Source organism: Variovorax sp. WDL1, from assembly GCF_001541225.1.
In the GTDB taxonomy this organism is placed as follows: Bacteria; Pseudomonadota; Gammaproteobacteria; order Burkholderiales; family Burkholderiaceae_C; genus Variovorax.
In genome coordinates this window covers 90,075-113,645 of sequence record NZ_LMTS01000049.1, presented here as the reverse complement: position 1 = coordinate 113,645, position 23,571 = coordinate 90,075, and the positions used below count along the sequence as shown (strand labels likewise).

The following is a 23,571-nucleotide window of genomic DNA, read 5'->3' as shown; positions in this document are numbered from 1 at the left end:
TGTTTTCTAGATACTGAACATCATCGCGGTCAGCAGGAAGTCGAGTCCCAGGACCGCGAGCGAGGCCACCACCACGGTGCGGGTGGTGGCGCGCGACACGCCCTCGGGCGTCGGCTGCGCGCCGAACCCCTGCAGCAGCGCGATGAAGGTAACGGTGAAGCCGAAGACGATGCTCTTGACCACGCCGTTGCCCACGTCCTTCCAGATATCGACGCCGCCCTGCATCTGGCCCCAGAACGCGCCTGAATCCAGGCCGATCATCAGCACGCCGACCACCCAGCCGCCGATCACGCCGACCGCGCTGAACACGGCCGCCAGCAGGGGCATGGTGATGACGCCGGCCCAGAAGCGCGGCGCCAGGATGCGCTGCACCGGGTCGACCGCCATCATTTCCATGGCGCTGAGCTGCTCGCCAGCCTTCATGAGCCCGATCTCCGCGGTCAGGGAGGTGCCTGCGCGGCCGGCGAACAGCAGCGCCGAGACCACCGGGCCGAGTTCGCGCACCAGGCTCAGTGCCACGAGCAGTCCCAGCGCCTCCGAGGAGCCGTAGCGCTGCAATGTGTAGTAGCCCTGCAGGCCCAGCACGAAGCCGACGAAGAGGCCCGAGACGGCGATGATGGCGAGCGAATAGTTGCCGAGAAAATGGATCTGGTCGCGTACCAGTCCGAAGCGGCGCAGGCTGGCCGCACCGCGCAGCGTGAGGCGCAGGAACAGGCGCGCGCCCATGCCGAGATCGCCCAGCTTGGAACGCGCGGCGAATCCCACGTCGGCCGGCCGGTACCAGCTCATGCGTGCCCTCCCCCGGCGTTGTTGCCGAAGTCCTGCTCCACCGGAACGCCCGGGTAATGGAAATGGACCGGCCCCTCGGGCAGCGCATTGACGAACTGGTGGACCAGCGGATCGCTGCTCTGGCGCACCTCTTGCGGCCGGCCCTGCGCTGCAATGCCCCCATTGGCCAGGATGATCACGTGATCCGCGATGCGAAAGGTCTCTTCCAGGTCGTGCGAAACCACGACGCTGGTCAGCCCCAGCGTGTCGTTGAGCTGGCGGATCAGGCGGGCGGCGGTGCCCAGCGAGATCGGGTCGAGGCCAGCGAAGGGCTCGTCGTACATGACCAGGTCGGGGTCGAGCGCGATCGCCCGGGCCAGCGCCACGCGTCGCGCCATGCCGCCGGAGATCTCGCTGGGCATCAGGTGGCGCGCGCCGCGCAGCCCGACGGCGTCGAGCTTCATGAGCACGATGTCGCGCACCAGCGCCTCGGGCAGCCGCGTGTGCTCGCGCAAGGGGAAGGCGACGTTGTCGAGCACGCTCATGTCGGTGAACAGGGCACCGAACTGGAACAGCATGCCCATGCGGCGACGCGCAGCATAGAGCGCATTGCTGTCCATCTTGCCGATGTCCTGGCCGTCGAACAGCACCTCGCCGCGCTGCGCGCGCGCCTGGCCGCCAACCAGGCGCAGCACGGTGGTCTTGCCGCCGCCGGAAGCCCCCATGAGCGCCGTCACCTTGCCGCGGGGCACGGTGAAGGAGACGCCGTCGAGGATCGCGCGTTCGCCGTAGCCGAAACGGACATCGCGGAATTCAACCAGTGAGGGCTCGGGTGGGTTCATGGACAACAGAAAAGCCGGGGCGCCTGAGGCATCCCCGGCTCGCGGTGGTCAACCATGATAAATGAAGCACAGGCCGTGCCCATCCACCGAAGTAAGGGGCTAATCCCCACCTAATTCAGCATTTCAGCGCGGCAGGTCGCTGTAGCCCATCAGGAACTCGTCGACCGCGCGGGCTGCCTGGCGCCCTTCGCGGATCGCCCACACCACCAGCGACTGCCCGCGGCGGATATCGCCGGCGGCGAACACCTTGGGGACGTTGGTCGCATAGCCACCGGCGAAGTCGACGCTGGCCTTGGCGTTGCCGCGGGCGTCCTTCTCGACGCCGAAGGCATCCAGCACGCCGGCGACGGGGCTCACGAAGCCCATGGCCAGCAGTACCAGGTCGGCCTTGAGCACCGTTTCCGTGCCGGGAACCTCGATCATCTTGCCGTCCTTCCACTCGACGCGCACGGTCTTGAGGCCGGTGACCTTGCCCTTGTCGCCGATGAACTCCTTGGTGGAGATCGCGAACTCGCGCTCGCAGCCCTCCTCGTGGCTGGAGCTGGTGCGCAGCTTGTAGGGCCAGTACGGCCAGGTCAGCGGCCGGTTCTCTTCTTCCGGCGGCTGCGGCATCAGCTCGAACTGGGTGACGCTGGCGGCACCGTGGCGGTTGCTGGTGCCCACGCAGTCGGAGCCGGTGTCGCCGCCGCCGATCACGATCACGTGCTTGCCGTCCGCGCGGATCTGGCCCTTGACCTTGTCCCCGGCATTGATCTTGTTTTGCTGGGGCAGGAACTCCATCGCGAAATGAATGCCGTCGAGATCGCGTCCGGGTACCGGCAGGTCGCGCGACTGCTCTGCGCCGCCCGTCAGGACAACGGCGTCGAATTCCTTGTCGAGCTGCTCGGGCGTCACCGTCTCCTTGGCCCAGTTGGTGACCTTGGAGCCCTTGCCCAGCGGGTCCTTGGCAGCGCCCACCACCACGCCGGTGCGGAACACGACGCCTTCGGCCTTCATCTGCTCGATGCGGCGATCGATGTGCACCTTCTCCATCTTGAAGTCGGGGATGCCGTAGCGCAGCAGGCCGCCGATGCGGTCATTCTTCTCGAACAAGGTGACGTCGTGGCCGACGCGGGCGAGCTGCTGCGCGGCCGCCATGCCGGCCGGGCCGGAGCCCACTACCGCGACCTTCTTGCCGGTCTTGTGCTTGGCGGGGCGCGGTGCAACCCACTCCTCCTCCCACGCGCGATCGATGATCGCGTGCTCGATCGACTTGATGCCGACCGGATCGTCGTTCACGTTGAGTACGCAGGCCGCCTCGCAGGGCGCGGGGCAGATGCGGCCGGTGAACTCGGGGAAATTGTTGGTCGAGTCCAGCACCGCGAAGGCACTCTGCCAGTCGTTGCGGTAGACCAGGTCGTTGAAGTCCGGAATGATGTTGTTGACCGGGCAGCCGCTGTTGCAGAAGGGCGTGCCGCAGTCCATGCAGCGCGCGCCCTGCACCTCGGCCTGCTGCGCATCGAGGCCGATGACGAATTCCTTGTAGTGCTTGACGCGTTCCTCGACGGGCTTGTAGCCCTCCTCGATGCGCTCGTGCTCCATGAAGCCCGTGATTTTTCCCATCGTGATTTCCTGGTTCTGTTCTACGTCTGTCGCGGTGCTCAGGCAGCGATGGCCGGCTTCGTCATCGCGTGCGGCTCGAGCCCTACGTGCGCGTTGTTGCCGCTGCTCGTGAGCTCGACCTTGCGGTCGTGGATCTCGGCCAATGCGCGCTTGTACTCGTTCGGGAACACCTTGACGAAGCGCGTGCGCGCCACGGCCCAGGTGTCGAGCAGTTCGCGCGCGCGCTTGCTGCCGGTCCAGCGGTGATGATCCTCCAGCAGCTTCTTGAGCCTGGCCTCGTCGGTCTCGCCCTCGTGCCAGATCTTGCGGTGCACGCTCGCCGTCTGCTCGGCCGAGGTCAGCACCTTGTCGAGCGAGACCATCGCCAGGTTGCAGCGGGTGGCGAACTGGCCGTCCTCGTCGTAGACGAAGGCGACGCCGCCGCTCATGCCGGCCGCGAAGTTGCGTCCGGTCTTGCCGAGTACCACCACCGTGCCGCCGGTCATGTACTCGCAGCCGTGGTCGCCCGTGCCTTCGACCACCGCGGTGGCACCGGACAGGCGCACCGCGAAGCGCTCGCCCGCGACACCGCTGAGGAAGGCCTCGCCGGTGGTCGCGCCATAGAGGGCGGTGTTGCCGACGATGGTGTTGCGCGTGGCCTCGCCGCGGAAGTCCAGGCTGGGGCGCACCACCACGCGGCCGCCCGACAGGCCCTTGCCGGTGTAGTCGTTGGCGTCGCCGATCAGGTAGAGCGTGATGCCCCGCGCCAGGAAGGCACCGAAGGACTGGCCGCCCGTGCCCTCGAGCTGGATGCGGATCGAGTCGTCGGGCAGGCCTTGCGGATGCACCTTGGTCAGCGCCCCCGAGAGCATGGCGCCGACCGAGCGGTTGACGTTGCGCGCCACCTCGATGAACTGCACCTTCTCGCCCTTCTCGATGGCGGGGCGCGACTTCTCGATGAGCTTGTTGTCCAGGCTCTTCGCAAGGCCGTGGTCCTGCGCCTCGACGTGGTAGCGCGGCACGTCGGCCGGCACGTTCGGCTGCGCGAAGAGGCGGCTGAAGTCCAGGCCGCGGGCTTTCCAGTGCTCGATCCCCTTCTTGGTGTCGAGGAGATCGGCGCGGCCGATCAGGTCGTCGAACTTGCGGATGCCCAGCTGCGCCATGATCTGGCGCACTTCCTCGGCGACGAAGAAGAAGAAGTTCACGACATGCTCGGGCTTGCCCGAGAACTTCTTGCGCAGCACCGGGTCCTGCGTGGCCACGCCGACCGGGCAGGTGTTGAGGTGGCACTTGCGCATCATGATGCAGCCCTCGACCACCAGCGGTGCCGTCGCGAAGCCGAACTCGTCGGCGCCCAGCAGCGCGCCGATGGCCACATCGCGGCCGGTCTTCATCTGGCCGTCGGCCTGCACGCGGATGCGGCCGCGCAGGCGGTTGAGCACCAGGGTCTGCTGGGTCTCGGCCAGGCCGATTTCCCAGGGGCTGCCCGCGTGCTTGATCGACGACCAGGGCGAGGCGCCGGTGCCGCCGTCATGACCGGCGATCACGACGTGGTCGCTCTTGCACTTGGCGACGCCGGCCGCGATGGTGCCTACGCCGACCTCGCTGACCAGCTTGACGCTCACGCTGGCATGCGGAGCGACGTTCTTCAGGTCATGGATGAGCTGCGCCAGGTCCTCGATCGAGTAGATGTCGTGGTGCGGCGGCGGCGAGATCAGGCCCACGCCGGGCACCGAGTAGCGCAGCTGGCCGATGTAGTTGGAGACCTTGCCGCCGGGCAGCTGGCCGCCCTCGCCAGGCTTGGCGCCCTGCGCCATCTTGATCTGCAACTGGTCGGCCGAGGCCAGGTACTCCGCGGTGACGCCGAAGCGGCCGGAGGCGACCTGCTTGATCTTCGAGCGCAGCGAGTCGCCGTCCGTCAGCGGCAGGTCGACTTCGACGTTGGCCTCGCCGATCACGCTCTTGAGGGTGTCGCCCACCTTGATGGGGATGCCCTTGAGCTCGTTGCGATAGCGCGCCGGGTCTTCGCCGCCCTCGCCGGTGTTGCTCTTGCCGCCGATGCGGTTCATCGCCACGGCCAGCGTCGCGTGCGCCTCGGTGCTGATGGAGCCCAGCGACATCGCGCCGGTGGCGAAGCGCTTGACGATCTCGCTCGCGGGCTCGACCTCGTCCACGGGAATCGCCCTCGCCGGATCGATCCTGAACTCGAAAAGGCCTCGCAGCGTGAGGTGGCGCCGGTTCTGGTCGTTGATGAGCTGCGCGTATTCCTTGTAGGTGTTGAAGTTGTTGGCGCGCGTGCTGTGCTGCAGCTTGGCGATCGCGTCGGGCGTCCACATGTGCTCTTCGCCGCGCGTGCGCCAGGCGTACTCGCCGCCGGCGTCGAGCATGTGGGCGAGCACCGGGTCGTCGCCGAAGGCTGCCTTGTGCATGCGGATGGCTTCCTGCGCGATCTCGAAGACGCCGATCCCTTCGACCCGGCTGGCGGTGCCGGTGAAGTACTTGGCCACCGTGTCGCTGTTGAGGCCGATGGCTTCGAAAAGCTGGGCGCCGCAGTAGCTCATGTAGGTACTGACGCCCATCTTCGACATGATCTTGGACAGGCCCTTGCCGATCGCCTTGACGTAGTTGTAGATCGCCTTCTCGGCGCTCAGGTCGCCGGACAGGTCCTCGTGCATCGCGGAGAGCGTTTCCATCGCGAGGTACGGGTGCACCGCCTCGGCTCCGTAGCCGGCCAGCACGCCGAAGTGATGGACCTCGCGCGCCGAGCCGGTCTCGACCACCAGGCCGGCGGTGGTGCGCAAGCCTTCGCGCACCAGGTACTGGTGGATGGCCGACAGCGCCAGCAGCGCGGGAATGGCGATCTGCGTGGCACTGACCGCACGGTCGCTCACGATCAGGATGTTGTGGCCGCCCTTGATTGCATCGACCGCCTCGGCACACAGCGATGCCAGCTTGGCCTCCACGCCCTCCTCGCCCCACGCGAGCGGGTAGGTGATGTCGAGCGTGTAGCTCTTGAACTTGCCCTGCGTGTAGGCGCCGATGTCGCGCAGCTTCGCCATGTCGGCAAAGTCGAGGATCGGCTGGCTCCCCTCGAGCCGCATCGGCGGGTTGACCTGGTTGATGTCCAGCAGGTTCGGCTTCGGGCCGATGAAGGACACCAGCGACATCACGATGGCCTCGCGGATCGGGTCGATGGGCGGGTTCGTGACCTGCGCGAACAGCTGCTTGAAGTAGTTGTAGAGCGGCTTGTTCTTGTTGGACAGCACGGCCAGCGGGCTGTCGTTGCCCATGGAACCGATGCCTTCCTCGCCGGCGGCGGCCATTGGGCTCATCAGGAACTTGATGTCCTCCTGCGTGTAGCCGAAGGCCTGCTGGCGGTCCAGCAGGCTGACCTGGCTCACCGGCGCCGAGATGGCATGCGCCTCGACGCTGTCGAGCTTGATGCGCAGGTTCTCGATCCACTGCTTGTAGGGCTTGCTGTTGGCGAGGGTCGCCTTGACCTCCTCGTCGTCGATCATGCGGCCCTGCTCCAGGTCGATCAGGAACATCTTGCCGGGCTGCAGGCGCCACTTGCGCACGATCTTCTGCTCGGGCACCGGCAGCACGCCGGATTCGGAAGCCATGATCACCAGATCGTCGTCGGTCACGCAGTAGCGCGAGGGCCGCAGGCCGTTGCGGTCGAGCGTGGCTCCGATCTGGCGCCCGTCGGTGAAGACGATCGAGGCCGGGCCGTCCCACGGCTCCAGCATGGCCGCGTGGTATTCATAGAACGCCCGGCGGCGCGGGTCCATGGTCGCGTGCTGCTCCCAGGGCTCGGGGATCATCATCATCACGGCCTGGCTGATGGGGTAGCCGGCCATGGTGAGCAGCTCGAGGCAGTTGTCGAAGGTGGCGGTGTCGGACTGGTCGGCGAAGCTGATGGGGTAGAGCTTCTGCAAGTCGGCGCCCAGAACCGGGGAGGACATCACGCCCTCGCGTGCCTTCATCCAGTTGTAGTTGCCCTTGACGGTGTTGATCTCGCCGTTGTGGGCGACGTAGCGGTAGGGATGCGCCAGCGGCCACTCGGGGAAGGTGTTCGTCGAGAAGCGCTGGTGCACCAGGCCCAGGGCCGAGATGCAGCGCTTGTCCTGCAGGTCGAGGTAGTAGGTGCCGACCTGGTCGGCCAGCAGCAGCCCCTTGTAGACCACCGTGCGACTCGACATGCTCGGAACGTAGTATTCCTTGCTGTGCTTGAGCTTCAGGCGCTGGATGGCGGCACTGGCGGTCTTGCGGATCACGTAGAGCTTGCGCTCCAGGGCGTCCTGCACGATCACGTCGTTGCCGCGGCCGATGAAGACCTGGCGCAGCAGCGGCTCCTTCTTGCGCACGGCGGGCGACATCGGCATCTCGCGATTGACCGGGACATCGCGCCAGCCCAGCAGCACCTGGCCTTCGGCCTTGATGGCACGCTCCAGCTCCTGTTCGCAAGCCTCGCGCGAGGCGTGCTCCTTCGGCAGAAAGACCATGCCGACTCCGTATTCGCCGGGAGGAGGCAGCGTCACGCCCTGCTTCGCCATCTCGTCGCGGTAGAGGACATCGGGCAGCTGGATCAGGATGCCGGCGCCGTCGCCCATCAGCTTGTCAGCGCCCACTGCGCCGCGATGGTCGAGATTCTCGAGAATCTTGAGGCCCTGCAGGACGATCGAATGGCTTTTCTCGCCCTTGATGTGGGCCACGAAGCCGACGCCGCAGGCGTCGTGCTCGTCAGCGGCGGAATAGAGACCGTTTTGTTGGAGATACTCGATCTCGGCAGCCGTGGTCATGGGCGCACTCCTTCAGTTTTTCGCGGGGAAGGGAAGGATATTGCGTTGCACAAACAATGCCAAGTGCTTTATTTGGGGTCAGATACCAATTAATTGCCGACTTCAGAACTCGGAATAAAAATAGGGACACATTACTGCGAATGCGCCGACTGGACGGCTTCTGAATCAGGGTCGAGGAGCCGGGGGCCGCCCGGGCCGGGACTTGAGGACCCGCCGCAAGGTATTTTTTTGAAGCGCCTCGAGGAAGTCGCGATCGCCCGCGGCCCACCCATGGAGCGTGGCCTCGGTCAGCACGTTCTGGTCAGCCGCCGCAACGCCGCCGCGCACCAGATCGACGTAGGCGGCTTCACGGGCGAACGGTGTGTTGCCCAGCGACCAGTAAAGCGGATGCGGCGTCACCAGCTTGTCGTGCCGCAGCCCGGCGTAGTGCGCATGGCTGGACCACGGATAGTCGCGGGCATCGGCCACGAGCCCGGCGCGCACCGGATTCAGGTCGATGTAGGCCATGCAGGTCAGCAGGTACCGATCGGTCTGGATGAGCGTGGACTTGTAGCGCCCCTCCCACAGGGTGCCGGTGCGCCCATGCCGGTCGTTGAAGTAGCGCACGTAGGACCGGCCCACTGCTTGCATCCACAGCGGCAGCCCGTCGACGCTGGCCGGCGTGGCCAGCAGGTGGTAGTGGTTGTCCATCAGCACGTAGGCGTGCAGCGCGATGCCGAAGCGCACCGCGTTCTCGCCGAGCAGGCCCAGCAGCATTTCGCGGTCCGCGTTGTCGACGAAGATGGCCTGGCCGTTGTTGCCGCGCTGAATCACATGGTGCGGCTGCTCGGCCAGGGTGAGGCGGGGAAGGCGGGCCATGGCGACATCAGCCCGGACGGAAGCGCGTCTCCAGCAGCGACTCCAGCCCGAACTCGGCCAGCAGCTGCTCGAGCCGGGCCGCGGCGCTGGCTTTGCGCTGGCCGGTGCGGCGGGCGATGATCAGCTCGTTCTTGAGGCTGTGCTCCCACCCCACCAGTTCGGTGACCGTGACCTGGTAGCCGTTGGCCTCCAGGTAGAGGCAGCGCAGGACATTGGTGAGCTGGCTGCCGATCTCGCGCGTGTGCAGGGGATGGCGCCAGAGTTCGGCAAGGGGCGTGCGCGACAGTGACAGCGCCTTGGTCTGGCGCAGGCAGGCGGCGACCTCCGCCTGGCAGCAGGGCACGAGCACCATGAAGCGCGCCTGCTTGGCGAGTCCGAAGGCGATGGCATCGTCGGTGGCAGTGTCGCAGGCATGCAGCGCGGTTACCACGTCGATCTGCGCCGGGAGCTCGGCCGCCTCGGCCGATTCGGCGGCGCTGATGTTGAGGAAGGCCATGCGATCGAAACCCAGCCGCTTTGCCAGGGCGCGCGACCTGTCGACCAGCTCGGCCCTCGTCTCGATGCCGTACACCTGACCGCCGCCGCGCGGGCCGAAGAACAGGTCATAGAGGATGAAGCCGAGATAGGACTTGCCGGCGCCGTGGTCGGCCAGGGTCGCGAGCGCGCCCTCCTCCGGCAATTCGACGAGCAGCTTCTCGATGAACTGGAACAGGTGGTAGACCTGCTTGAGCTTGCGGCGCGAGTCCTGGTTGAGCCGCCCCTCGCGGGTGAGGATGTGCAGCTCCTTCAGCAGTTCGATCGATTGGCCGGGACGCAGGACTTCCTGCAGCTCGGCTTCGGCCCTCGAGGCCTTGGCAACGGCCTTGTCTTTCATCGCTGCGCTCCGCCAGGGCCGACATCCAGGGCTGCCCAGCCTTCGGGGCCGAGCTGCTCCAGGATCTGCATGTTGCGCCTGAAGATCGCCTGCGCATCGGGGAAGGCCTCCACGGCGCGGCTCACGCTGTCCTCGCGCAGCAGATGCAGCGTCGGGTACGGTGCGCGATTGGTCGAATTGGTGATGTCTTCGGGCTCCGCGCCGGCGAACTGGAAGTGTGGATGGAAACTGGCGAGCTGCAACTGGCCCTCGAAGCCGGCGCGTGCCAGGTGACGCTCGGCGCGGGCCGCCAGATCGTTGAAGTCGAGGAAGTCGGCCAGGGTGTTCGGCGCGATCAGGAGGGTGGTGTCGCGGTCGGAAGCACGGCAGGCCGCCAGCGCCCGCGCTTCGTCGAGCAGCGCGTCGATCAAGCCGCCTTCCTCCTTGTGCAGGTACAGCGCGTAGTGGATCTGACCGCGCGCATGCACAGCCTTTGCGAAGGGGCAGAGGTTGAGTCCGATGACCGCGCGCTCGAGCCAGCGCTGCGTGTCCGCCTGTGCCTGCGCCGCGGTGATGATGGCATTGCCGTTCATATTGCAGTCCCCGTCCGGGATCTCGCGGGTACCAGGTGCGCCGCCAGCGCCAGGCCCGCCAGCGAACATGCGAGTGTCACGCACCAGGTCCACTGCCAGCCGCCGGCCCGATGGGCGATCCAGGCGACCGCCGGCGGCGCGATGAACTGGCCGAGCGAAGAGGCCTGCTGCATCATCCCCACGGTCGTGGAGACCGTCGACGCACTGGGCGCGAGCCGGGTGGAGAGCATGAAGAGCGTTGCCGGGATCATCCCGCCGGCCAGAGAGAAAAGGCAGACGGCGGCGTAGCGCAACGAGGGCGGCAGGCTCGCGGTGCTGCCGGACATGCCGATCTGCGCGAAGGCCGCCACGCCGCCCAGCGCCATGACGACGAAGCCCCAACGCAGCAGGCGCTCCGGCGCAACGCCATGCTGCAGGAAGCGGCCGCCGCCGACATTGCCGACGATGTTCATCGCGGCGGCGAGCGCGGTCAGCGCCGCGTTCCAGGCGGCCGGCACGCCGGCGTCGGCATAGATCGCGGGAAGGAAGCCGATCACGGCCATCCATTGCGCGGAGTACACGCCGAAGGCCAGGGCCAGCGTCCGAGGGCCGCTCGCGCGCGCCGTGTCGAGCAGGGGCGCAGTCCAGCGCGAGAACGAAGAGGCGGTTGGTGGCGACGTGGCTGGCCGCTGGTCGGCCGGCACCGCGAGCAGGACCCACAGCGCCGCGACAGCCGAGATTGCCGAGAGTACCCACCACCAGCCCGGCCACCCGCCCCAGGCGATCAGGGCAGGCCCGAGCAGGAGCGCCAGCGCCACGCCCAGCGGCATGTAGGCGCCCCAGAGCCCGAGCGCCTTCTTCTCCGCGCTCGGCGGCGAGAGGGCGCGGATCAGCCCCGGGCCGGGCATCACCGCCAGCAAGAAGCCCACGCCTTCGAGTGCGCGCAAGGCGAGCAGACAGTGGATGGCGCCTGGGCCGGGATCGACCGTGCGCCCGACCCAGCCGCCGAGCACGCTCGCACCGGTTACCAGGGCCAGTCCCGCCAGCATGCTGCGACGCAGTCCGATGGCATCGGCCACCAGTCCGAACACCATGCCGAGGCACATGCCGGCGACCTGCACCAGCGACAGCAGGAAGCCTGCTTCAACCAGATCGACGCCCAGCGTCGCCTGCAGCGCCGGCACGGCGGGCGGCAGCTTGCCCAGGTGCAGCGCCGCAGCCACGCCGGCAAACACCACGGCCAAGGCGGTGCGGGGGACGCGGGCGTGCGACGTCGTGCGGCCCACTGGAGCACCTTCGCCTCGGGGTACGCTGCTGTCGGCCTTCGTGACGGCCGGGCGGCTCATTGGTCCCACCGCCTTCCCGTGAGGCGCTCGTACTCGCGGATCGCGAAGCGGTCGGTCATGCCGGCGATGTAGTCGGCCACTGCGCGATGCCGGTCGTCGCGCTGCGCGTAGGAAGCCGGCATCTGCCGCGCATCGTCGATGTAGGCCATGAACAGATCGCGGACGACCTCCTTCGCCCGGCTCGTGGTCTGCACGACGCGCGGATGCCGGTAGAGGTTGCGGAAGAGGAACTGCTTGAGCTCGGTGGACTGGGCGCGCATGGTCTCGCTGAAGAGCACCAGCGGCGCTGCGCGGCGCACGTCATCCGCATCGCCAGGCGCAGCCGCCTCGAGCGCACTGCGCGAGGCGTCGATCACGTCGTAGACCTGCGCGCTCAGCATCCGCCGAATGGCTTCGTAGAGCACGCGCCGGCCCTGCAGCTGCGGATGCTCGTCCAGCGTCTCGCGCAGGTAGCGGCTGAAAAGCGCCACCTCGCCCAGCCTCTCGAGGCCGATGAGCCCGGAACGCACGCCGTCGTCGATGTCGTGCGCGTTGTAGGCGATCTCGTCGGCGAGGTTGCACAACTGCGCCTCGAGACTCGGCTGCGTGCGATCGAGGAAGCGGCGCCCCAACCCGCCAGGCTCCGCGGCCTCCAGGCGCTCGGCGTTGGCGCGCGAGCAATGCTTGAGGATGCCCTCGCGGGTCTCGAAGCTCAGGTTGAGTCCGTCGTACTGCGGATAGCGGTGCTCGAGCGCATCCACCACCCGCAGGCTCTGCAGGTTGTGCTCGAAGCCGCCGTGCGCCTCCATGCAGGCATCGAGCGCATCCTGCCCCGCATGGCCGAAGGGGGTGTGGCCCAGGTCGTGCGCCAGGGCGATGGCCTCCACCAGGTCCTCGTTGAGCCGCAGCGAGCGCGCTATCGAGCGGCCCAGTTGCGCAACCTCGAGCGAATGGGTAAGGCGGGTGCGGAAAAGATCGCCTTCGTGATTGAGGAAGACCTGGGTCTTGTAGACCAGCCGCCGGAAAGCGGTGGAATGCACGATCCGGTCGCGGTCGCGCTGGAAGACATCGCGCGTGGGAGCCGGGGCCTCGGCATGGCGCCGGCCGCGGGACTGCGCCGGATGGCTGGCGTGGGGGGCCAGGCTCATCGTCGCCCCGATGCTCGATTCAGGCAGCACAGCACTGCGCCAGCACCTCGCGCACGAGGGCGTCGGCAGCGCTGCGCACGACGGCTGAGCCGGGCTTGTCGATCACCACGAAGCGGATCTCTCCCGCTTCGGACTTCTTGTCGACGCGCATCAGCTCGAGGTAGCGCTCGGCGCCGAGCGCGGGGGCGACCACGGGCAGTCCCGCCTGCTCGATCAGCGCCGACAGTCGCCCGACGAAGGCTGCATCGACGCCGCCGAGCCGCCGCGACAGCTCAGCGGCCAGGACCATGCCGCAGCCGACCGCTTCGCCGTGCAGCCAGCGACCATAGCCCATGCCCGCCTCGATGGCATGACCGAAAGTGTGGCCAAAGTTCAGGATCGCTCGCAGGCCGGTCTCGCGCTCGTCCTGCCCCACGACCGCGGCCTTGATCTCGCAGCTGCGCCGGACCGCGTAGGCCAGCGCGGCCGGCTCCCGCGCCACCAGCGCTTCGATGTTCTCTTCGATCCAGTCGAAAAAGCGCATGTCGTAGATCGGACCGTACTTGATGATCTCGGCCAGCCCCGCGCTGAGCTCGCGCGGCGGCAGCGTGGCGAGCGTGGAGAGATCGCACAGGACAAGGCGCGGCTGGTAGAAGGCGCCGATCATGTTCTTGCCGAGTGGATGGTTGATCGCCGTCTTGCCGCCTACCGACGAATCGACCTGTGCGAGCAAGGTGGTGGGCACCTGCACGAAGGGAACGCCTCGCATGTAGCTGGCGGCGGCGAATCCGGTCATGTCGCCCACCACCCCGCCGCCGAGCGCGAAGAGCACGGTCTTGCGGTCACAGCCGTGGCGCAGCAAGGCATCGAAGATCAGGTTGAGCGTGGGCCAGTCCTTGTGGGTCTCGCCGTCAGGCAGTTCCAGCATGTGCACGGCCCGGAAGCGGCCGCCCAACGCCGTGCGCAGCCGCTCGCCATAAAGCGGCGCCACCGTGGTGTTCGTGACGATCAGCGCCGCGGCGGCGGCAGGCACGGCATCGAAGCTCCCGGGCTCGCGGAGCAGTTCGCTGCCGATCAGGATCGGATAGCTGCGCTCGCCGAGCGGGATCTCGACGCATTCGGGGGAGGCGGACACTCGCATGGCTCCGAGTTTAGGCGCATGGCGTCCGGCCCCGGCTCAGCCCGCAGGATCGCTCCGGGAGCCCGGGGATATCACGCCGGCGAGCTCCAACTGCATCACGATGATGTTCACAAGCGTCGCGACCGAAGGCCGGCCGGTCTCGACCACATCATGGGCGGCCTCGCGGTAAAGCGGGTCGCGCGCACTGTAGAGCTCATGCAGCCGACCCAGCGGGTCCGCCACCTGCAGCAGCGGCCGCTTGACGTCGTGGCGCAGGCGCCTGAAGAGGTCCTCGGGCGAAGAGCGCAGGTAAATGACGTGGAAATGGGAGCGCAGCTGAATCCGATTCGCCTCGCGCAGCACGCAGCCGCCTCCGGTCGAGACGATGCCGCGGGCTGAGGTGGCCAGCTCGGCAATCACGCTCTCCTCGAGGTCACGAAAACTCTGCTCGCCCTCGCGCTCGAAGTAATCCCGGATGGAACAGCCGATGCGGCGCTCGATCACCTCATCGCTGTCGATGAAGGGCAGATGGAGGCGCTGCGCGAGACGCCGGCCCACCGCGGATTTTCCGGCGCCGGGCAAGCCGACGAGTGCGACCGCCACGCGGTGCTGCGAACGGCCCGCGCGCTTAGCGCGCGGCGTTCCGGTCAGTAATCATCTTCGGGGTGATAAAGACGAGCATTTCGGTCTTGTTGGCAACGCGTTCGCGCTTGCGGAACAGCGCCCCGACATAGGGCACTTCACCGAGCACCGGCACGCGCGATTCATCGTTGGTTTCGGTGAGTTCGAAGATACCACCGATGACCACCGTGCCGCCGTTCTCGACCAGCACCTCGGTCTGCACGTGCTTGGTGTTGATCGCGAAGCCGGCGGTCGTCGCCTGGCCGACCGTGTCCTTGTTGACGTCCAGCGTCAGGATGATGTTGCCCTCGGGCGTGATCTGCGGCGTGACTTCGAGCTTGAGATTGGCCTTGCGGAAGGCGATCGAAGTGGCGCCGCTGGAGGTCGCGACCTGGTAGGGAAGTTCGGTGCCCTGCTCGATCAGTGCCTTGGTCTGGTCGGCCGTCACCACGCGGGGGCTCGACACCACCTTGCCCTTGCCGTCGGCCTCGAGTGCCGAGATTTCCAGGTTCAGCATGCGCGAGAAGCTGGAATTGAACAGCGAGATCGCGAAGGTGCCAGGCGCATTGCCGTTGCCGGCCACGCCGGTGGAGGGCAGGTTGACGAAGTTGGAGTTGGTGAAGGTGGTCAGCGCACTGCCCTGCGCGGTCGCGGTGGCGGGCGTGACGACCGGGAATGCGCCGATGTTGCCGAAGACCGGCCGCCCATTGTTGGAACCCACCGTGCCGCCAGAGATGCCGCCGCCGAGCCGCACGCCCAGCGACTTGCCGAAGGTGTCGGAGGCCTCGACGATACGTGCCTCGATCAGCACTTGGCGCACCGGAATATCCAGCTTCTGGATGAGTTCGGCGACCTGCTGCAGGCGCGAAGGAATGTCCGACACGAAGAGCTGGTTGGTTCGCGATTCGGCGATCACGCTGCCGCGCGGACTCAGGATGCGAGTCGTGGTGCCGGAACCGCCGCCGGCGGAAGCGCCCGTGCCGGTCAGGCCCTGCGCGATCGCTACGGCCTTGGTGTAGTTCAACTGGAAGGACTGGGTGCGCAGGGGCTCCAGGTTCTGGATGGCAGCCTGGGCCTCGAACTCGAGCTTTTCCTTGGCGTTGATTTCGTCCTTGGGCGCGATCCACAGCACACTGCCGTTCTTGCGCATGCCGAGGTTCTTCGCCTGCATGATGATGTCCAGGGCCTGATCCCAAGGCACGTCCTTCAGGCGAAGGGTCAGCGCACCGGTCACCGAGTCCGAGGTCACGATGTTGAAGTTGGTGAAGTCGGCAATCACCTGAAGCAGCGAGCGAATCTCGATGTTCTGGAAGTTCAACGACAGCTTCTCGCCGGTGTAGCCCACGCCCTGGGTCAGCTTGGTCGGATCCACCTTGCGCGGGCGCACCTCCACGACGAACTGGTTCTCGCTCTGGTAGGCACTGTGCTCCCAATCACCCTTGGGCTCGATGGTCATGCGCACGCGGTCCCCGGCCTGCTGGGTGGTCACGGTCTGCACCGGCGTGCCGAAGTCCGATACATCGAGGCGCCGGCGCAGGCCCTCGGGTAACGTCGATTTGGTGAATTCCACCACCAGGCTGCGGCCCTGCTGGCGGATGTCGACGCCGACCTGGTTGTTGGCCAGGTCAACTACCACGCGGCCGGTGTTGTCCGAGCCCAGGCGGAAATCGACGTCGCGCAGCGGCAGCGTGTCGCGGTTGCGGTTCTCGGCGAAGGCTTGAGGCGTCGAGGCCACGAGTGCGGCTCCCGGGACGGGCTCCAGCGAAACCAGGATCGACTTGCCCTGGATCTCGGCCTTGTACGCGGTAGCCTGCTTGAGGTTCAGCACCAGACGGGTACGCTCACCCGCCTGCACCACGTTGATGGAACGCAGATTGCCCTGGTTGACATCGATGGCCGAGCGACCTATGGCGTTCGTCACGCCGGGGAAGTCGAGAGCGATGCGCGCCGGCGTCTGGATCGCAAAGCCCGTGGGAACGGCGGCCAGCGGTTGCGTCAGGTCGACGCGGATGACCTCGCCACCAGACTGCATGGAACTGGTAACCGACTCGATGGCGTTCTGCGCATGCGCCGCCACCGATGCGCCCAGCGCGAGCAGGCTGACGCCGACCACGCGCGACCACCGCGCGAACCTTGAATTCTTGGGTTTCATTTCGACCTCTCTTGCAACTGCAGCGTCGCCACGCGTTCGATCCATTCACCGGCGGCGTCCTGCACGATTTCACGCAAGGCGAGTTCGGTTTCGCTGATACGGGTGATGCGCCCGTAGTTGAGTCCCAGATAGTTTCCGACCCGAACCTGGTACAGCAGCTTGTCGACGGTGACGAGGGCCACCGGCTGACCATTTCGGTTCATGCTGCCCACCATTGCCATCGAATCGAGCGGGAAAGCCTCGAGGGCTTCCTTGCGGCGCGCCAGCTCTGGCGCGATGAGACCCGAGGTGCTCGGCTGGGCCGAGTCGCGGCGCAAGGCCTGCGTGAGCTTCTGCATGTTGAAGGGCTCGAACGCAGTGGCCTCGGTATAGGCCTGGGGCGTGAATTTCTTGGGTTCCGTGATGGGCGGCACCGTGGGTCGCACATTCGCGCGCTGCTCGGCCATCCATTGCTGGAGCTCTTCCTGGTCCGAGCCCATGCAGCCGCTCAAGCCGACGAACGCAATGCCGACACACAGGGCAAAAGCAAGCCTGCTCATTTCTTCTTCGCTCCCGCCACAGCGCGCTTCTGCGCCGCCTGCTCTTCGTCGTCCAGGTACCGGAAGGTCCTCGCCGTGGCGTCCATCGTCAGCATCCCATCTTTTCCGGGGACGACGGCCAGGTTGTTCAAGGTCACGATGCGCGAAAGATTGGCAATGTCAGCCGCGAAGGAACCCACGTCGTGATAACGGCCCGTCACGCGCACGGCAATCGGCAACTCGGCGTAGTAATCCTTCACGACCACCTGGCCCGGACGGAACAGCTCGAATTGCAGGCTGCGGCCGAGACCAGCCTGGTTGATGTCGGAGAGCAAGGCGTCCATCTCGGCCTTGCTCGGGAGCTGCTTTTCGAGCAGCGTCACGTACTGCTGCACCTGCTCGCGCTGCTTTTTCAGCAGTTCGAGGTTGGCGGCTTGGCCCACCTTCTTCTGGTAGTCGGCCCTGAGCGCGACTTCCTTGGCTCGCTCGGCCTCGAGCTCATCATTCGAATTGGTGAGCCAGACGAACCACAGGGCCACCAGGACCAGCGCCGTGACCAGCACGCACAGCGCATAGCGTGGCACCGGAGGCCAGACCGAGGGATCGTTCGGATTCAGTCCGCGGAACTGGTCGCCGAAGCGCTGCAGACCGCCGGCGAAATCGATGTTGGAGGATGCGCGTTGGGTTGCCATGATGACGCTCAGCCCTTGCCTGCAGCCGACGCCGGCGCACCGCCCGCTCCGGGAGCGGCCTTCTGCGCATCCGTGGGCCGCTTGAGCCCGATGCGCATCGTGAAGTTCGCCACGCGCCGCTGGTCGCGGGGGCTCAGATTGACATTGCCGGAGGTGATTTCCACCAACTCCGGCTTGACCAGCCAGGGGCTGTTGTTACCCAGGTTGCGCAACAGCTCCGACACCCGCTCGTTGGACTGCGCCTGACCCAGGAGAGTGACGGTCTGGTTGTCCTGCTTCATGCTCGTCAGGTAGACGCCGTCGGGCAGTTGCCGCACGAGTTCATTGAGCAGGTGCACCGGCATGTTGCGGTCGCCCTGGAGATCCTCGACGGCCTGCTGGCGAGCGCGCAGGGCAGCAATTTCAGCCTGGAGTGTGGAGATCTCCTTGATCTCGGCTTCCAGTTTCTTGATCTCGGCCTGGAGGAAACTGTTCTTGTCCTGCTGGCTGGAGATCTGGGCCTGGTACCAGAGATAGGCGCCGCCCGCGATCAGGAAGCCCGCAACAGCGGAAGCACCGAGCGCCGCATAGAACGTTTCTCGACGGCGTTTGCGCGCAGCCTCCCGGTGCGGGAGCAGGTTGATCAAGATCACTGCAGAAACCTCCGCATTGCGAGTCCGCATGAGGTCAGGTACGAAGGCGCCTCGCGCCGGACCTTCTTCTCGCGGATGCCGCTTCCGATTTCCATCCCGTCGAAGGGATTGACCAGCGAGCAGGCAAAGGAGGTCTGCCGCGTCACGGCACTGGTAAGGCCCGGCAACGCCGCTGACCCGCCTGCCAGCAGCACATAGTCGACGCGGTTGTGCGGCGTGCTGGTAAAGAAGAACTGCAGCGCCCTCGCGATCTCCTGGGCAATGCTCGCAACGAAGGGCTTGAGCACCCCAGAGCCGTAGTCGTCGGGCAAGTCGCCGCTTCGCTTCTTGGTCTCCGCCTCTTCCGCGGAAAAGCCGTACTGCCGAACGATCAGCTGTGTCAGCTGGGCGCCGCCGAAGGCCTGGTCCCGGTCGTAGAGCACTTCCTGGTTGCGAAGCACTTGCATGCTGGTGGTGAAGGCACCCACCTCGAACAGCGCCACCACGGCGTCGCGCCCCTGGCCGGGCAACTGCTCGATCAGCCGCGCCGTCGCCAGTCGCGAGGCATAGGACTCGACATCGAGGATCACGGCCTTGAGGCCTGCCGCTTCCGCGAGTCCCTGCCGGTCCTGGACCTTCTCCTTGCGCGAAGCGGCGATCAGGACTTCGACGTCGCCGGTGGAATTGGCGCTCTGCCCAATGACGCAGAAGTCAAGGCTCACCTCGTCGAGGGAAAAGGGGATGTATTGGTTGGCTTCGGACTCGACCTGAATCTCGAGCTCCTGCTCGCTCATGCCGCCGGGCAGGACGATCTTCTTCGTGATGACGGCCGAGGGCGGCAGGGCGAGCGCGGCATTCTTGGTACGGCTTCCGCTCTTGCGCACGGCACGCCGAACCGCCTCGGCCACCTCGTCGAACTTCTCGACATTGCCATCGGTGATCCAGCCTCGCTCAAGGGGCTCGATCGCGCAACGTTCCAGAATCAACTTGCCGCTGGCGTCGCGGCCGAGCTCGACCAGCTTGACACTGGATGAGCTGACGTCCAGCCCGAGCAGGGGCGCGGGTTGACGGCTGAACAGCGATCCCAAAGCAGCCAAGTTAAATCCCGTTGTGTTTGTAACGAATAGAAATATTTGCGTGTGGTTGCATGCTAGCAGGAGGCGTACGGCCAACCAAGCGCCGCGGCCCCGGTTGTTGCGTGAAGCGTTGTCAAAAGGGGACGTAACAGCCTCGATTCACAACTTACGTCACAAATGCGAGTACTTGGGTTTTATGTCGCTCAAGAGGACCGTTCGAGACCCCCGCTTTTTATAATTGACGCTGACTCCAACTTCCCTTCATGCCCGAAAAAATTCGCCCCACCGGGCCTGCCAAGACCTCCACTCCTGCTCAGCGCCCTGTCTGGCTGACTTGGCTTCTGCGCTTCGTGGTGTGGGGACTGGGCCTCGCCGCCGCTGGCGCAGTGTCCCTGGTCTGCGTGGTCGCGGTAGCCCTGGCCGTGGCCTACCCGAACCTGCCGGACATCTCGGATCTGGCGGACTACCGGCCCAAGCTGCCGCTGCGGGTGTTCTCCTCCGAAGGCATCCTGATCGGCGAATTCGGGGAGGAACGCCGCAACCTCACGCCCATCGCGACCATTCCGAAAGTAATGAAAGACGCCGTGCTGGCCGCCGAGGACGCCCGCTTCTACGACCACGGCGGGGTCGACTACAAGGGCCTGGTGCGCGCCGGGATCGCCAACATGAACCGGGTGAAGAGCCAGGGCGCCTCGACCATCACCATGCAGGTGGCTCGCAATGTGTACCTGAGCTCCGAGAAGACGCTCACCCGCAAGATCTACGAAGTGCTGCTGACCTTCAAGCTCGAGCACCTGCTCAGCAAGGACCAGATCTTCGAGATATACCTGAACCAGATCTATCTGGGCAATCGGGCTTACGGCTTCGCGGCCGCCTCGGAAGCCTACTTCGGCAAGCCGCTCAAGGACATCTCCATTGCTCAGGCCGCCATGCTCGCGGGCCTGCCGAAGGCGCCGGGCGCGAACAATCCGGTGAACAATCCCACGCGCGCTCGCGGGCGACAGCTTTACGTGATTGACCGGATGCAGGAGGCCGGCTTCATCAACGCCGAACAGGCTGCCGAGGCCAAGAAGGAAGAGTTGCACCTGCGTGACGGAGCCGACCCCACCCGCCTGCATGCCGAATACGTGGCGGAGACGGTGCGGCAATTGATGTACGCGCAATACGGCGACAGCACCTACACGCGCGGGCTGAAGGTCTACACAACGTTGGTCGCGGCCGATCAGGCCGCAGCCTACAAGGCGCTGCGCAAGGGCATCATGGACTACGAGCGCCGCCAGATCTACCGCGGGCCCGAGAAGTTCGTCGATCTGCCCAACGAGCCCAAGGAACTGGACGAAGCGGTGGACGATGCGCTGGCCGAGCATCCCGACAACGGCGACGTGATGTCGGCGGTCGTGCTCAAGGCCAACGCCAAGGAGATCAGCGCTGTGCGTGCCAATGGCGATGCCGTGCAGATCACTGGCGAGGGGCTGCGGCCCGCTCAGTCGGGGCTATCGGACAAGGCACCGCCCAACATCAAGATCCGCCGGGGTGCGGTGATCCGCGTCGTGAAGACACCGAAGAACACCTGGGAAATCACCCAGTTGCCCGAAGTCGAAGGCGCCTTCATTGCGCTCGACCCGCGCGACGGCGCCGTCAAGGCGATGATCGGCGGCTTCGACTTCGACAAGAACAAGTTCAACCACGTAACGCAGGCCTGGCGCCAGCCGGGCTCCAGCTTCAAGCCCTTCATCTACTCGGCGGCCCTGGAGAAAGGGTTTACGCCCGGAACCGTCGTCAATGACGGGCCGCTCTTCTTCGACGCCGGCACCACTGGCGGGCAGCCCTGGGAACCCAAGAACTACGACGGCAATTTCGAGGGCCCGATGTCCTTGCGCCGCGCGCTCGCCAAGTCCAAGAACATGGTCTCGATCCGCGTACTGCAGTCGATCGGCACGCGCTACGCGCAGGACTGGATCGGCAACTTCGGCTTCGAGCGCGAGAAGCATCCGGCCTACCTGCCGATGGCCCTCGGCGCCGGCGCGGTTACGCCGATGCAGATGGCGACGGCCTATTCGGTCTTCGCCAACGGCGGCTATCGCGTGAACCCCTACCTCGTGACGCGCATCACCGATCACAAGGACAAGGTGCTGGTGGAAACCCAGCCGCCCCTGCTCAACGAGACCATGCGCGCGATCCCGCAGCGCAATGCCTTCATCATGGACAGCCTGCTGCAGGAGGTGGCACGCAGCGGCACGGCGGCCAAGGCGCAGGCCGCGCTGAAGCGGCCCGACATCTACGGCAAGACGGGCACCACCAACGACTCGCTGGATGCCTGGTTCGCCGGCTTCCAGCCAACGATGGCGGCGGTGGCCTGGATGGGCTACGACACACCGCGCAAGCTGGGCGATCGCGAGACCGGCGGCGGACTCAGCCTGCCAATATGGATCAGCTACATGGAAACCGCCATCAAGGGAGTGCCGGTGACCGAACTGACCGCCAAGCCACCCGCTGGCGTGGTCAACGTGGGCGGCGAGTGGTACTACGACGACTATGCACCGGGCCGTGGTGTCGCGACCCTGGGCATCGAGGCGGGACCGACGCAGCCCGCCGAGGCGCTCTCGGGCGCGCCCATCGGTCCGGCGCCGCAGCCGGAAGAGCGCAGCCGAATCCTCGATCTGTTCCGCAACTGATTACCTCGGCCGTTCACCTCATCCGGCGCTGAACTGCAGGGGCACGCCGGCCTGCGCGCTCGCCTCGCGCGACAGCTGGGCGAAGAACTCCTCGCTGGTCTTGGTGTCGATCCATGCGCGGCCGTCGTGCCGGTAGTGGTAGCCGCCAGAGCGCGCCGCCAGCCAGATCTCCTGCAAGGGCTTCTGAAGGTTGATGATCAACTGGCTGCCGTTGCGGAAGGTAATGGTGACCATGCCCCCCACGCGCAGGTTGTCGATGTCGGCATCGGTCGTATCGTTGATGTGATCGCAGCTGCGTTCGATGGCGGCCAGCGCGGCCTCCGCGCGGTCCATGTACTCGGGGTCGGTCATTACAATTTCGTCATGCTGAATGTTCGCCAAATTCTAGTGAGCGCGATTGGCCTCGCGATCGTCGGGGTCGCGCTCGCCGGTTGCGGCCAGAAAGGTGCGCTCTACCTGCCCACCGATCCGGCCGCGACCAATCGCGCCACGCTCCCAGGGCTGCTCGTCCCAGGTTCTGGCCGTTCCGATCGTGCAGCAAGCCCCGGAGCCGGCGCTGCGCCCGTTCCCGCAGCTCCCGACAGCGCACCCGCGCCCAGCGAAGGAACGAAGTGACGAGCGCCGAACGCCTTCCTGGCCATCCCTACATCGCCTACAAGAACGGCACGCTGCACGTCGAGGCAGTGGCGCTGCCCGAGCTGGCGCGCGAGCACGGCACGCCGCTTTTCGTCTACTCGACGCACTGGATGCTCGACGCGCTTGCCGCATACCAGCGCGGCTTCGAAGGGCGCGACGCACTCGTCTGCTACGCCATCAAGGCCAACTCCTCGCTGGGCGTGCTGCGCATCTTTGCCGACGCGGGCTGCGGCTTCGACATTGTCTCCGGCGGCGAGCTCGCGCGGGTGCTCGCGGCGGGCGCCGACCCGGCCAAGGTGATCTTCTCCGGCGTCGGCAAGACGAAGCAGGAGATGCGGCAAGCGTTGGCGGCAGGCATCGGCTGCTTCAACGTGGAGGGCGAAGCCGAGATCGACGTGCTCAACGCTGTCGCGCTCGAGGAAGGTCGCCGCGCGGCGATCAGCGTACGCATCAATCCCAACGTCGACCCGAAGACGCACCCCTACATCTCCACCGGTCTCAAGGGCAACAAATTCGGCATCGCGCACGACCGGGCGCTCGCCATCTATCAGCACGCCGCCTCGCTGAAGGGCCTTCAAGTGGTCGGTATCGATTGCCATATCGGCTCGCAGATCACCGAGGCCGCGCCCTACCTCGAGGCGCTTGAGCGGGTGCTCGACCTGGTCGAGGCCATCGAGAAGGCCGGCATCGCACTGCATCACCTCGACTTTGGCGGCGGACTGGGCATCGACTACAACGGCGA

The 23,571-nt window shown here is 66.3% G+C and carries 20 protein-coding genes; 3 read left to right on the top strand and 17 right to left on the bottom strand.

Going from position 1 to position 23,571, the window contains the following annotated elements; all coding sequences use genetic code 11:
* Positions 1 to 6: 6 nt before the first annotated feature.
* From mlaE to APY03_RS08285, 16 genes are all read right to left on the bottom strand, one after another.
* Positions 7 to 789 (bottom strand): lipid asymmetry maintenance ABC transporter permease subunit MlaE, encoded by a 783-nt coding sequence (gene mlaE, locus APY03_RS08360; protein WP_068675752.1) that lies wholly within the window; start codon positions 787 to 789, stop codon positions 7 to 9.
* Positions 786 to 1,610: an ABC transporter ATP-binding protein gene (locus APY03_RS08355; RefSeq protein WP_068675750.1), complete on the bottom strand. Its 825-nt coding sequence runs from the start codon at positions 1,608 to 1,610 to the stop codon at positions 786 to 788. Before APY03_RS08355 ends, mlaE begins: the two co-directional genes overlap by 4 nt.
* A gap of 123 nt (positions 1,611 to 1,733) precedes the next feature.
* Positions 1,734 to 3,212: a glutamate synthase subunit beta gene (locus APY03_RS08350; protein WP_068675748.1), complete on the bottom strand. Its 1,479-nt coding sequence runs from the start codon at positions 3,210 to 3,212 to the stop codon at positions 1,734 to 1,736.
* A gap of 38 nt (positions 3,213 to 3,250) precedes the next feature.
* Positions 3,251 to 7,993, bottom strand: coding sequence for a glutamate synthase-related protein (locus APY03_RS08345; RefSeq protein WP_068675746.1), 4,743 nt, complete (start codon positions 7,991 to 7,993; stop codon positions 3,251 to 3,253).
* A gap of 165 nt (positions 7,994 to 8,158) precedes the next feature.
* Positions 8,159 to 8,851: a transposase gene (locus APY03_RS08340; RefSeq protein WP_068675744.1), complete on the bottom strand. Its 693-nt coding sequence runs from the start codon at positions 8,849 to 8,851 to the stop codon at positions 8,159 to 8,161.
* 7 nt (positions 8,852 to 8,858) lie between these two features.
* Positions 8,859 to 9,725 carry a class I SAM-dependent methyltransferase gene (locus APY03_RS08335; RefSeq protein WP_068675742.1) on the bottom strand — a complete coding sequence of 289 codons (867 nt, stop codon included), beginning with the start codon at positions 9,723 to 9,725 and terminating at the stop codon, positions 8,859 to 8,861.
* Entirely contained in the window at positions 9,722 to 10,297 is a 576-nt protein-coding gene (locus APY03_RS08330) for a DUF1415 domain-containing protein (protein ID WP_068675740.1), read from the bottom strand. The genes APY03_RS08335 and APY03_RS08330 overlap by 4 nt, the downstream gene beginning before the upstream one ends.
* Positions 10,294 to 11,622, bottom strand: coding sequence for an MFS transporter (locus tag APY03_RS08325; RefSeq protein WP_083944224.1), 1,329 nt, complete (start codon positions 11,620 to 11,622; stop codon positions 10,294 to 10,296). The genes APY03_RS08330 and APY03_RS08325 overlap by 4 nt, the downstream gene beginning before the upstream one ends.
* Entirely contained in the window at positions 11,619 to 12,749 is a 1,131-nt protein-coding gene (locus tag APY03_RS08320) for a deoxyguanosinetriphosphate triphosphohydrolase (RefSeq protein ID WP_068675787.1), read from the bottom strand. The genes APY03_RS08325 and APY03_RS08320 overlap by 4 nt, the downstream gene beginning before the upstream one ends.
* Positions 12,750 to 12,768: 19 nt before the next feature.
* Positions 12,769 to 13,869 (bottom strand): 3-dehydroquinate synthase, encoded by a 1,101-nt coding sequence (gene aroB, locus APY03_RS08315; RefSeq protein ID WP_068675738.1) that lies wholly within the window; start codon positions 13,867 to 13,869, stop codon positions 12,769 to 12,771.
* 36 nt (positions 13,870 to 13,905) lie between these two features.
* Positions 13,906 to 14,451 (bottom strand): shikimate kinase, encoded by a 546-nt coding sequence (locus APY03_RS08310; protein WP_068675736.1) that lies wholly within the window; start codon positions 14,449 to 14,451, stop codon positions 13,906 to 13,908.
* A 25-nt stretch (positions 14,452 to 14,476) separates the two neighbouring features.
* Positions 14,477 to 16,621 (bottom strand): type IV pilus secretin family protein, encoded by a 2,145-nt coding sequence (pilQ, locus tag APY03_RS08305; protein WP_068675734.1) that lies wholly within the window; start codon positions 16,619 to 16,621, stop codon positions 14,477 to 14,479.
* A complete protein-coding gene (locus tag APY03_RS08300; protein ID WP_068675733.1) occupies positions 16,618 to 17,160 on the bottom strand; it encodes a pilus assembly protein PilP in 543 nt (180 codons plus the stop codon). Before APY03_RS08300 ends, pilQ begins: the two co-directional genes overlap by 4 nt.
* Positions 17,157 to 17,831 carry a type 4a pilus biogenesis protein PilO gene (locus tag APY03_RS08295; RefSeq protein ID WP_068675731.1) on the bottom strand — a complete coding sequence of 225 codons (675 nt, stop codon included), beginning with the start codon at positions 17,829 to 17,831 and terminating at the stop codon, positions 17,157 to 17,159. The genes APY03_RS08300 and APY03_RS08295 overlap by 4 nt, the downstream gene beginning before the upstream one ends.
* Before the next feature lie 8 nt (positions 17,832 to 17,839).
* Positions 17,840 to 18,463, bottom strand: coding sequence for a PilN domain-containing protein (locus APY03_RS08290; protein ID WP_068675729.1), 624 nt, complete (start codon positions 18,461 to 18,463; stop codon positions 17,840 to 17,842).
* Positions 18,460 to 19,539 (bottom strand): pilus assembly protein PilM, encoded by a 1,080-nt coding sequence (locus APY03_RS08285; protein ID WP_068675727.1) that lies wholly within the window; start codon positions 19,537 to 19,539, stop codon positions 18,460 to 18,462. Before APY03_RS08285 ends, APY03_RS08290 begins: the two co-directional genes overlap by 4 nt.
* Before the next feature lie 242 nt (positions 19,540 to 19,781).
* On the opposite strand from APY03_RS08285, the gene APY03_RS08280 reads away from it, so the two are divergent.
* Positions 19,782 to 22,193, top strand: a complete 2,412-nt coding sequence (locus APY03_RS08280) for a penicillin-binding protein 1A (protein ID WP_068675724.1) — start codon at positions 19,782 to 19,784, stop codon at positions 22,191 to 22,193.
* An 18-nt stretch (positions 22,194 to 22,211) separates the two neighbouring features.
* Here the strand turns inward: APY03_RS08280 and cyaY are convergent, their stop codons facing one another.
* Positions 22,212 to 22,544, bottom strand: a complete 333-nt coding sequence (gene cyaY / locus APY03_RS08275; protein ID WP_068675722.1) for an iron donor protein CyaY — start codon at positions 22,542 to 22,544, stop codon at positions 22,212 to 22,214.
* 12 nt (positions 22,545 to 22,556) lie between these two features.
* Here cyaY and lptM point away from each other — a divergent pair, with 12 nt between their 5' ends.
* Positions 22,557 to 22,808 (top strand): LPS translocon maturation chaperone LptM, encoded by a 252-nt coding sequence (lptM, locus tag APY03_RS40030; RefSeq protein ID WP_083944223.1) that lies wholly within the window; start codon positions 22,557 to 22,559, stop codon positions 22,806 to 22,808.
* Positions 22,805 to 23,571: diaminopimelate decarboxylase family protein (locus APY03_RS43430; protein WP_443082805.1), on the top strand; the 767-nt coding region annotated here is incomplete at its 3' end. The genes lptM and APY03_RS43430, both read left to right, overlap by 4 nt.

Excerpts from the sequence above, each read along its gene's own strand:
- mlaE (WP_068675752.1), bottom strand. The coding sequence starts at position 789 with ATGAGCTGGTACCGGCCGGCCGACGTGGGATTCGCCGCGCGTTCCAAG.
- APY03_RS08355 (WP_068675750.1), bottom strand. The coding sequence starts at position 1,610 with ATGAACCCACCCGAGCCCTCACTGGTTGAATTCCGCGATGTCCGTTTC.
- APY03_RS08350 (WP_068675748.1), bottom strand. The coding sequence starts at position 3,212 with ATGGGAAAAATCACGGGCTTCATGGAGCACGAGCGCATCGAGGAGGGC.
- APY03_RS08345 (WP_068675746.1), bottom strand. The coding sequence starts at position 7,993 with ATGACCACGGCTGCCGAGATCGAGTATCTCCAACAAAACGGTCTCTAT.
- APY03_RS08340 (WP_068675744.1), bottom strand. The coding sequence starts at position 8,851 with ATGGCCCGCCTTCCCCGCCTCACCCTGGCCGAGCAGCCGCACCATGTG.
- APY03_RS08335 (WP_068675742.1), bottom strand. The coding sequence starts at position 9,725 with ATGAAAGACAAGGCCGTTGCCAAGGCCTCGAGGGCCGAAGCCGAGCTG.
- APY03_RS08330 (WP_068675740.1), bottom strand. The coding sequence starts at position 10,297 with ATGAACGGCAATGCCATCATCACCGCGGCGCAGGCACAGGCGGACACG.
- APY03_RS08325 (WP_083944224.1), bottom strand. The coding sequence starts at position 11,622 with ATGAGCCGCCCGGCCGTCACGAAGGCCGACAGCAGCGTACCCCGAGGC.
- APY03_RS08320 (WP_068675787.1), bottom strand. The coding sequence starts at position 12,749 with ATGAGCCTGGCCCCCCACGCCAGCCATCCGGCGCAGTCCCGCGGCCGG.
- aroB (WP_068675738.1), bottom strand. The coding sequence starts at position 13,869 with ATGCGAGTGTCCGCCTCCCCCGAATGCGTCGAGATCCCGCTCGGCGAG.
- pilQ (WP_068675734.1), bottom strand. The coding sequence starts at position 16,621 with ATGAAACCCAAGAATTCAAGGTTCGCGCGGTGGTCGCGCGTGGTCGGC.
- APY03_RS08300 (WP_068675733.1), bottom strand. The coding sequence starts at position 17,160 with ATGAGCAGGCTTGCTTTTGCCCTGTGTGTCGGCATTGCGTTCGTCGGC.
- APY03_RS08295 (WP_068675731.1), bottom strand. The coding sequence starts at position 17,831 with ATGGCAACCCAACGCGCATCCTCCAACATCGATTTCGCCGGCGGTCTG.
- APY03_RS08280 (WP_068675724.1), top strand. The coding sequence starts at position 19,782 with ATGCCCGAAAAAATTCGCCCCACCGGGCCTGCCAAGACCTCCACTCCT.
- cyaY (WP_068675722.1), bottom strand. The coding sequence starts at position 22,544 with ATGACCGACCCCGAGTACATGGACCGCGCGGAGGCCGCGCTGGCCGCC.
- lptM (WP_083944223.1), top strand. The coding sequence starts at position 22,557 with ATGCTGAATGTTCGCCAAATTCTAGTGAGCGCGATTGGCCTCGCGATC.